Consider the following 8,322-nt stretch of genomic DNA (forward strand, 5'->3'; position numbering starts at 1 on the left):
GGGGCGTCAGAACCACCCCGCCGTTTGGAAGCCGCAAGCCGCAGGAGGGAAGACGGTGGGACCGACCTGCCGGATGACGCCCCCGGACCGAGGGTAACTGTTTCGGGCGGGACTCCAGAAGCCCGCGGTCCGCCCATCCCGCCGGCCGGATGGGCGGGTTCAACCCGGCCTCTCGGAGAGCGTGAACTTTCGGCCTGCTTTGCTATCAAGGTGCCATCATCTGATAGAACTTGATAGCAAAAATGAAACAGGCTACACGCTATGCCCGTGAGGTCGTTGAATTCGTCCGTGCTCAGATGGCCTGACGCTGCCACCGTTGACCGCGCTTTACGTAAATGGGCAGCAGAAGTGGTCGCAAAGCGAAAAAATGTGCTCCGGATCGGTTACTTCGGTTCCTATGCCCGGGGCGATTGGGGCGTTGGGAGCGATATTGACCTTGTGGTGGTAGTGGAAACGGCCTGGCTCTGGCAGGATCCTCCCCCGGCTGGGGTGGAGGCACTGTGCGAAATCGGAGCCATATAAAAAGGGGCGCGGCAACCTACGCACCCCTTTTTGCTCTGCCCGCCTTTTTCCGGGGATGAGAAAGGGCGTACAATTCTCTCATGATCTCGTAATCCGTAAGGGAGATGAGCCAGTAGTCGGCGGCAATATGCAAAGTCACTTCCAGAAGGGCCTGCTCCTCCAGCCCCTCGCGGCGGTAGAGGGCGGCAAAGCTCCTGGCCGTTTCATAGTCGTGGCGCAGGCGCCGGTGCCCCCAGGCGTAGCGCCTGACCTCTTCATCCATAAAGCGGTGGATGAGTTCGATGGGCTCTAGGCCGAGAAAGAACCTAGTGATGCCTAGATGCTCCCGGAGCCCGGTTCGCCACCTGGTGATTTTCCCTCCGCGACCATCTTGTGGTGTACCTCTTCAAAAAGCTCGCCAATTTCCTTTTCCCCGTACTTCTCCTGCATCTGCTGGAACTTCTGCAGCACCTTGGAGTAGGCCTGGCCCCACACCTTCCAGTTCTCGTTGATGGCCTTAATTTCAAGGCCGGATTTTTCGTCTTTTGCCTGCTCTACCAGGGTCACCATCTCTTCCTTCTGCAAAAGGTTTGTCGGCTTCAAGTTCAAGAGCGCATTGATATCCCTCTCCAAGATCTGGCTCAGGGCCTGCGAGCGCAAGATCGCTGTCCGTAAAACCTCTTCCTGCATCGACCATCTCCTCCTTTTCCTTTAACCGGTATTCCTTCCACATGAGGGCTCTGGTAATATAGGGCCTTAAAATGTATTCCCTTTGCCGGTAGGGCCTGTACCTTAAGGGCACCGCTTGATAAGGGCGGGCAATCATTTCCGAGCGCTGGTAGGTATATCTCACGGCAAGCAAGCCACCACCCCCTTTCTAATTTAAGGGTAATTTTCAACGCTTGCCGCCGAGTTCCTCTAATTCAGCTAGCGTAGGTAGTCTAATAGGGTTACTTCCAGAATTCTTGCCCCCGCCGCCAGGGCCGCCTGGTAGGCCAGCTGCTGGCGGGAGAGGTCCACCGAGACGCGGGCAATGTCGGCGTCTTCGAGGCCGCTTAACACTTGATTTAAGCGCAGCTCCTGGTCCTGCAGTTGGTCGCGCACCGCTTCAAAGTGGCTGGTGCGGGCCCCCACCTGCACGCGGTAGCGCAGCACATGGTCGAGCTGGGTATAAAGTTTGCCAAGGGATTCGTTGATTTTAGATGCATTAGCGTTTTTTAATGCATTTTTTAGTTCAAAGAGAACGTCAAAAATACCACCGGTAACCTTACCTGTATTGTCTAATATCCCGAACATCCCAGGCTCATTGCTATTTTTTGTAACCGCGCGTATGTCAATGGGGTAATTGGCCTGGTCCAGTATTTCCCGGCAGACTTGCTCTTCGTGACTATTGCCATAGTAGTATATTGTATCAGTGTTAGGCACCCGTTCGAAAGGGGGGCTGTCGTTTTTAGTACCAGCAAAGATGTACTTGCCACCCACGGTGGTGTTGGCCACGTCCACCAAGTGGTCGATCATTTTATCGACCTGTTCGCCGATGGCGGCCATGTCGTCATCAGCCAGGGTGCCGTTGGCTCCCTGGATGGCGTACTCGATGGCCTTCTGCAGGATCTCGCCCACCGTGCCCAGGGCCGTATCGGCGGCATAGAGGTAGCTCAGCCCGTCGGTAATGTTGCGGGCGTACTGCTGGTTCCTCTCCACGGCGGAGCGCACGTTTAAAAGCTGGCTTAAAGCGGGCGGGTCGTCGCTCAGCCGCAGCACCTTTTTGCCGGTAGACATCTGCTCCTGGGTGCGGGCCAGCCTCTCCATGGCCTCCTGGATGTAGTTCTGGGTGCGCCGGGCTATCTGCATGTGGGTGACGCGCAAGACCCTTCACCCCCTCACAGCATCCTGTTGATTAGGTAGTCCAGCATCTCGTCGACGGCCGCCAGCACCCGCGCGCTGGCCTGGTAGCCGTACTGGTACTGGATGAGCCGGGAGAGCTCCTCGTCTAAATTGACGCCGGACACCGACTGGCGCAGGCCCTCCAGCTGCTCGTAGACGGCACCCTGAGTTTTGCTCATCTCTGAAGCGGTGCCGGAGCGGGCGCCGATGTCGGCCAGGAGGGCGTTAAAGTACTCGCTGAAAGTGGCGCCGCCGAGATCGGGCGTGGAAATGGTAATATCGTTACCCTGGGCGTCCCGGCCCAAAACTTTTTCCTCACCGTCCATGCCGATGGTGGCCAGGCGGGCCACGTAGAGGGCCCGCTCGCCGTTAATGGTGGAGGGAGCAGAAAGGATATCCCCATGCACGGCAAAGGTGCCTTCGGCCAGCGAGCCGTCCTTAACAAAGAATTCTTGGTCCAGCGCCCCGTTGACGGCGTCCCTCAGGGCCTCCGAAAGGCTGCTCAAGGTGCCCGCATAATCCTTCACTTTACCCAGAACCGCTGCCAGCCCCTTTAGCGATCCGGCGTAGCCTTCCTGCTCGACCGCCTTCTCTCCCACGGTGAACTCCACCGTGCCGCTTTGGGGGTCGTAGGAAACGGCTACCTCGCCCCACTCACCGTCCGCGATTACCTCTACCCCCAGAAACTTTAACTCCTCGATCTCCCCCGTGGGCTTGCCGTTTTCCGTGGTGAATTTCACGCTCACCGGTCCGTACTCCGCCAGCCTGTCCAGCAGCATGTCCCGCTTGTCCAGCAGGTCATTAGGCTGGTTGCCCTGGGCGTAGACGCGCTTGATGGCCTCCGTCAGCTCGCGGATTTGCTTTAGGATGTCGTTTACTGCGTCCACCTGATCTTTAAGCAGGCCGCTTTTAACCTCGTTAGTACTGCTGTCTACCTTTTTTACAATGCTCCCCGCAATGTCCTCCAACTGCTTGTAAGCCTCTCTCATCATCGTGGCCAGCTCGTCACCCACCTCGGCCACGGCGGCCTTCACGCCGGGGTCCTGGGGGGTGTTGTTGAGATCCTGCCAGGTGTTGAAGAACTTGGTAAGGAGGCTGCTGATGCCGTCGGTGGCGGGCTCGGGGAAAACGGCCTCCACGCGAGCGAAAATTTCCTCCTGCACCCGCCAGTATTCCTTTGACGAAAGAGTATCCCGCACCTGCACGTCCAGGTACTCGTTCCTGATGCGCCGCACCGCTGCGGCCAGCACGCCGGTGCCCAGCTGCCCCGGCGTGAGCTGCGTGCCCAGGGTGGGGTTACAGTACGGGTCGGTGGCGGCCATCACCGCCTCCTGGCGCGTGTAGCCGGGCGTGTTGGCGTTGGCCACGTTGTGAGCGGTAACGTCCATGGCCGCGCGGTGGGCCTGCAGGCCCCGCCGGGCAATTTCCAGGCCGAAAAAGGTTCCGGGCATGGCAGCACCTCACTTCTGCATCATACCGACTCGTTCAGGACGGACAGCGCGCCGGGCATACCGGTTTCCTGCGCGCCCTTTGCCGGGTGGTAGAGGCGCACCGTAACCTGGCCGAAGGCGGCCAGGAGCTGTGCGCAGAAGCGCAGGCCGTTTTGGGCCAGGAGGTTGTTGAGCCTGGTGGCCGCAGACAGCTCCAGCGCGGCTAATCGCAGTTCGTCCGCCAATCGCCGCGCCTCCAGGCAATCCGGTACGGGCGGCAGGGCTTCCAGGACCTCGGCCAGCCTGGCCTCTTCCGCGAGACCTGCCCGCCGCGCGAGATCGGACTGCACCCTCCGGCGGCTTTCCTTTAGCAGTTCCAATTGCTGGGCCAGGAAAAGCAGTTCTCCTGCGGCCTTACCGGCAAGGGAAGCGTCGTTTTTGCGCAGGGCTGCTGTCTGGCGCCCTGCCGCCTCCAGCATCTCGCCCATGATTTCCTTTTCCCTCTGCAATAGAAAGCGGAGTTCGGCAAGAAGTTCATGCACGGTCATCACCGGCCTTTGTTTTCCTCTAACTTAACTTCTCGGTTGATGGCAAAATTCCTTGAGGTTTCCCTTTATTTTCTGCACCTCATGTCGATATTTTCTTGTAAAAGTGGTAGCGGAAAAAATTTTGTGGGGGAAAGGCAGGATAGAGTTGGAATGGAAAAGGTTGGTTCTGTGGGTGAACGCCAGGGGATCTTTTTCGTGCCCGAGCGCCCGCGTCTTCCCGGTGGCGAGGTTGCGCCGGCGGTAAAAAAAGAAAAGGAAAGTTCGCTCATGCCACCGGAAGATAGCCGGGACGGTCAAAGGCCCACCCTGGAAGAAATACGGGAGGCGCTGGGCCAGATAAACGAGACGCTGCGCATCTATCGCACGGAGCTTCGCTTTGTGTTGCACGAGGAAAGCGGGGAGTACATGGTAAAGGTGATCAACGCCGAAACCCAGGAAGTCATCCGGGAGATCCCGCCGGAGTGGGTCCTCAAAATCGTCGCCAGCGTAAAGAGGATGCTGGGACTAATCCTGGATAAGTTCATTTGACCCGGCACGGGTATGCCGGGTTTTAATTTTCGGCAGAAATTTTTGCTTAAAATTTTGTTTGCCCCTGGCGAATGAGGAGGAATTTTGGCAGCCATGGCAAATATTTATGTGGTGATTCACAAAAATGTCGAAAATGCCTGTACAGCAGCATTGTCCAGGGGCAAACCTCTAGCCGAAAGGGAGGGGCGCAAAGCCACGGGCCTACAGCGGGGAAGCCCGCCACGGCAGCCGGGTTGCGACAATGCTACTCCGGCCCTTCGGTCGGGCTTTTTGTTTAAGGAGGTGGATATTCTGGACCTCTTCGCCGGTACCGTTTTTACGGCCCTGAAAAAGCAGCTGGACGCGGCGGCGCTCACCCAGCGGGTGATTGCCCACAACGTGGCCAACGCCAACACGCCCGGCTACAAAAAGTTAAGCGTGAGCTTTGCGGAGGAACTGCGACGGGCCCTCGGGGAGGACGGATCGCTGCCCCTGCTTACCAGCGACCCCAGGCACATCGAAGCGCCGGTGGCGCTGGCCCGGTTGGAGCCCATGGTGGTGAGGGAGGAGGGGACCACCATGAGCTCCAGCGGTAACAACGTGGACATCGACCAGGAGATGGTCAACCTTGCGGCCAACGTCCTGGTCTACCAGGCCACCGCCCGGGCCCTGGGCGACCGCCTGGCCCTCTTGCAGTACGTCATCAGGGGGAGGTAACAGACGGTGCCTCTACTTGATCTTTTCGGTATCAGCGCCTCGGGCTTAACGGCCTCGAGGCTGTGGTTGGACATTACCGCCAACAATATTGCCAACCTGCACACGGCAGGACGGCCCAACGACCCGGCCAGTCCCCCCTACCGCCGCCGGGTGGTAGTTTTTGCCGAGAAGCTCCGCGCCTCCCTCGGCGAAGATCAAACCGGTGCTGCCTCCGGGCTCGGCGGAGTACGTGTGGCCGCGGTGCTGGCCGACCCTGCGCCTCCCCGCCTGGCCTACGAGCCCTCCCACCCCCTCGCCGACCCTAACGGCTATGTGGCCTACCCCAACGTTAATATCACCAACGAGATGGTCAACATGATTGCCGCCACCAGGGCCTACGAGGCCAACGTCACGGTCCTCAATGCGACCAAGGCCATGGCCCAGAAAGCCCTGGAAATCGGTCGCGGCTAAAGGGAGGGGGCAGGGAAAATGCCTGTGGCGCCCGTTTACTTCCCGTCACCGGTTGCTGCGGCAGGCGGCGCGGCAAGGCAGGACCGCCCCGCCGCGTCCGGCTTTGCGGAGTGGCTTAAAAAGGCCCTGGAGGAGGTCAACGAAAGCCAGCTCAAGGCCGACAGGGCAGCCCTGGGCTTTCTGACGGGGCGCGTAACCGACCTGCACCAGGTAACCGTGGCCATGGAAGAGGCCCGCATCATGATGTCCCTGGCGGTGGAAGTGCGCAACAAGCTCATTGAAGCCTATCAGGAAGTCTGGCGCATGCAGATCTAACTCGCCCGGAGCAAAAGTTACCGTCAAAGGAGCGGCTCTAGTAGATGAACCCCAGGGAGTTTCTCCTGTCGGTCAGAGAACGCTGGCAATCGCTGCCGCGCTCCCGCCGGGTGCTGCTGGCTGCCCTGGCGACGGCTGTGGCGGCGGTGGCCGTATACCTGATCGTGCTCGCGGTCAGGCCTCCCTACGCGCCGCTTTTTACCGGGCTCGAGCCCAAACAGGCGGGAAAGATTGCCGAAGAGCTCAGGAACATGAAGATACCCTACCGGCTCTCCGACCAGGGCCGCACCATCTCCGTGCCGGCCTCCCAGGTATATGAAGCCCGCATCAAGCTGGCCAGCAAGGGCGTGCTGGCCGACGCCGGGCCGGGGTTTGAGCTTTTCGACCAGCAGAAGTTCGGCCTCACCGAGTTCGAGCAGCGGGTCAACTACCAGCGGGCCCTGCAGGAAGAGCTGCGGCGCACCATCACCAGCTTAAAAGAAGTGGAGCAGGCCAGGGTGCACCTGGTGCTGCCGAAGGAAAGCATCTTCCTGGAAAAGCAGCTGGAGCCCTCTGCCGCCATTGCCTTAAAGCTGCGGGACCAGCTCAAGCCCGAACAGGTCAAGGGCATCGTGGACCTGGTGGTGGGCAGCGTACCGGGGATGAAACCGGAAAACGTACATATCATCGACATGGAAGGGAACGTGTTGAGCGACCAGGTCATCCAGGCCGACGAGCGGGCCAAGCTGGCCAGGGTTTCCCTGGACCAGTACCAGGTGCGGCGTAACTTTGAAAAGGAGCTGGAGACCCGCATCCAGCAAATGCTCACCCGCGTCCTGGGGCCGAACAGGGCGGTGGCCATGGTCACGGCGGAGCTGGACTTCGACCAGCGCCAGACCACCACCACCACCGTGCAGCCGGGGCAGGTGCTGAGCCAGCAAACCGTCACCGAAACGGGCCAGGGCACCGGGGTGGGCGGGGCGCCGGGTACGGAAGCCAACCTTCCTGGGCAGAACATCCCCGCCCTGATCGGCGGCAACACCCAGTATCAGAAGCAGCAGACCACCACCAACTACCAGCTGGGCAGCCAGCAGCAGGTGCTGGTGAGCGCCCCGGGCAACCTGCGGCGCCTCTCCGTGGCCGTGGTTTTAAACGGCAACTTTTCCGCCGCGCAGCTCCAGCAGGTGCAGGACCTGGTGGCCGCCGCGGTAGGCCTGCAGCCAGCCCGCGGCGACCAGATCAACGTCTCCGCCATGCCCTTCGAGACGGGCTACCTGGAAGAGCTGAGGCGGGAGATGGAACAACCCGCGCCCACGCTGCTGGCCAGCCTGCAGAAATACTGGCCCCTCCTGGCCGGGGCGGGCGGGCTGCTCCTGGTGCTTTTGGTGCTGCTGTTGCTGCTGTTGCGCCGGCGCCGCCGCGCCCGCAGGCCGGTGGAGGAAGAAGTACCGCTGGTGCCCCCTGTGCCGGCGCCGCCGGAGCCGGTGCCCACCGTCGCCGCCCCACCGCCGCCCACCAGGGTGCAGAAACTTAAGGAAATGGCCAGGGAGAAGCCCTCCGACATTGCCGAGGTTCTCAAGCTCTGGCTGAGGGAGTAGGTAGGTCATGAACGGCGGCAAGCTGACCGGCGCGCAGAAAGCGGCCATCGTGCTCATCGCCCTGGGCGCGGAACTCTCCGCCAAGGTGCTCAAGCACTTTCACGACGACGAGATCGAGTTGCTCACCCAGCAGATCTCCATGATGGAAAACGTGCCCCAGAGCGTGCGGGATAGCGTCCTCCAGGAGTTCCTGGAGCTGCACCAGGCCAGGGAGTACCTCATGCACGGCGGCTACAAGTACGCCAAGGAGCTTTTAGAGAAGGCCCTGGGCCCGCAAAAGGCAGAGCAGATCTTGAATAAGGTAACCGTGGCCATCAAGCAGGTTCCTTTCAGCGGCCTGCGCCGCACCGACCCCCGGCACCTCTTCAACTTCATCCGGGACGAGCACCCGCA

11 protein-coding genes, 1 pseudogene and 1 riboswitch are annotated in these 8,322 nt (G+C 60.6%); of the genes and pseudogenes, 7 read left to right on the forward strand and 5 right to left on the reverse strand.

The window, feature by feature from the left end; genetic code table 11:
* Positions 1-261: 261 nt before the first annotated feature.
* On the forward strand, positions 262-522 hold the full coding sequence (locus tag G454_RS22635) for a nucleotidyltransferase family protein (RefSeq protein ID WP_084413525.1): 261 nt from the start codon (positions 262-264) through the stop codon (positions 520-522).
* A gap of 16 nt (positions 523-538) precedes the next feature.
* On the opposite strand, the gene G454_RS0114060 is transcribed toward G454_RS22635, so the two are convergent.
* From G454_RS0114060 to flgN, 5 genes are all read right to left on the reverse strand, one after another.
* Positions 539-784, reverse strand: a complete 246-nt coding sequence (locus G454_RS0114060; RefSeq protein WP_027719108.1) for a hypothetical protein — start codon at positions 782-784, stop codon at positions 539-541.
* 53 nt (positions 785-837) lie between these two features.
* Positions 838-1,191 carry a hypothetical protein gene (locus G454_RS0114065; protein ID WP_027719109.1) on the reverse strand — a complete coding sequence of 118 codons (354 nt, stop codon included), beginning with the start codon at positions 1,189-1,191 and terminating at the stop codon, positions 838-840.
* A 237-nt stretch (positions 1,192-1,428) separates the two neighbouring features.
* Positions 1,429-2,367, reverse strand: coding sequence for a flagellar hook-associated protein FlgL (gene flgL / locus G454_RS0114070; protein ID WP_027719110.1), 939 nt, complete (start codon positions 2,365-2,367; stop codon positions 1,429-1,431).
* Positions 2,368-2,381: 14 nt separating this feature from the next.
* Entirely contained in the window at positions 2,382-3,836 is a 1,455-nt protein-coding gene (flgK, locus tag G454_RS0114075) for a flagellar hook-associated protein FlgK (RefSeq protein WP_027719111.1), read from the reverse strand.
* Positions 3,837-3,856: 20 nt separating this feature from the next.
* Positions 3,857-4,363, reverse strand: a complete 507-nt coding sequence (flgN, locus tag G454_RS0114080; RefSeq protein WP_156896826.1) for a flagellar export chaperone FlgN — start codon at positions 4,361-4,363, stop codon at positions 3,857-3,859.
* A 150-nt stretch (positions 4,364-4,513) separates the two neighbouring features.
* On the opposite strand from flgN, the gene G454_RS0114085 reads away from it, so the two are divergent.
* The 6 genes and pseudogenes from G454_RS0114085 to G454_RS0114110 all read left to right on the forward strand — a co-directional run.
* Positions 4,514-4,891, forward strand: a complete 378-nt coding sequence (locus tag G454_RS0114085) for a flagellar protein FlaG (protein WP_027719113.1) — start codon at positions 4,514-4,516, stop codon at positions 4,889-4,891.
* A gap of 149 nt (positions 4,892-5,040) precedes the next feature.
* Positions 5,041-5,132, forward strand: a riboswitch (cyclic di-GMP riboswitch).
* 29 nt (positions 5,133-5,161) lie between these two features.
* Positions 5,162-5,587, forward strand: coding sequence for a flagellar basal body rod protein FlgB (gene flgB / locus G454_RS0114090; RefSeq protein WP_211230114.1), 426 nt, complete (start codon positions 5,162-5,164; stop codon positions 5,585-5,587).
* Positions 5,588-5,593: 6 nt separating this feature from the next.
* Positions 5,594-6,037 carry a flagellar basal body rod protein FlgC gene (gene flgC, locus G454_RS0114095; protein WP_027719115.1) on the forward strand — a complete coding sequence of 148 codons (444 nt, stop codon included), beginning with the start codon at positions 5,594-5,596 and terminating at the stop codon, positions 6,035-6,037.
* Between the two features lie 18 nt (positions 6,038-6,055).
* Positions 6,056-6,352: a flagellar hook-basal body complex protein FliE gene (gene fliE, locus G454_RS0114100; protein WP_027719116.1), complete on the forward strand. Its 297-nt coding sequence runs from the start codon at positions 6,056-6,058 to the stop codon at positions 6,350-6,352.
* Positions 6,353-6,396: 44 nt separating this feature from the next.
* Positions 6,397-7,929, forward strand: coding sequence for a flagellar basal-body MS-ring/collar protein FliF (gene fliF, locus G454_RS0114105; protein ID WP_027719117.1), 1,533 nt, complete (start codon positions 6,397-6,399; stop codon positions 7,927-7,929).
* A gap of 7 nt (positions 7,930-7,936) precedes the next feature.
* Positions 7,937-8,322, forward strand: a pseudogene (locus tag G454_RS0114110) (flagellar motor switch protein FliG); the annotation flags it as partial.

Origin of the sequence: Desulfovirgula thermocuniculi DSM 16036 (assembly GCF_000429345.1) — a bacterium.
Lineage (GTDB): Bacteria > Bacillota > Desulfotomaculia > Desulfotomaculales > Desulfovirgulaceae > Desulfovirgula > Desulfovirgula thermocuniculi.

Bases quoted from the DNA above. Each gene is read 5' to 3' on its own strand.
- G454_RS0114085 (WP_027719113.1), top strand. From the start codon at position 4,514: ATGGAAAAGGTTGGTTCTGTGGGTGAACGCCAGGGGATCTTTTTCGTG.
- G454_RS0114060 (WP_027719108.1), bottom strand. From the start codon at position 784: ATGGATGAAGAGGTCAGGCGCTACGCCTGGGGGCACCGGCGCCTGCGC.
- flgK (WP_027719111.1), bottom strand. From the start codon at position 3,836: ATGCCCGGAACCTTTTTCGGCCTGGAAATTGCCCGGCGGGGCCTGCAG.
- G454_RS22635 (WP_084413525.1), top strand. From the start codon at position 262: ATGCCCGTGAGGTCGTTGAATTCGTCCGTGCTCAGATGGCCTGACGCT.
- fliE (WP_027719116.1), top strand. From the start codon at position 6,056: ATGCCTGTGGCGCCCGTTTACTTCCCGTCACCGGTTGCTGCGGCAGGC.
- G454_RS0114065 (WP_027719109.1), bottom strand. From the start codon at position 1,191: ATGCAGGAAGAGGTTTTACGGACAGCGATCTTGCGCTCGCAGGCCCTG.
- flgN (WP_156896826.1), bottom strand. From the start codon at position 4,363: ATGACCGTGCATGAACTTCTTGCCGAACTCCGCTTTCTATTGCAGAGG.
- fliF (WP_027719117.1), top strand. From the start codon at position 6,397: ATGAACCCCAGGGAGTTTCTCCTGTCGGTCAGAGAACGCTGGCAATCG.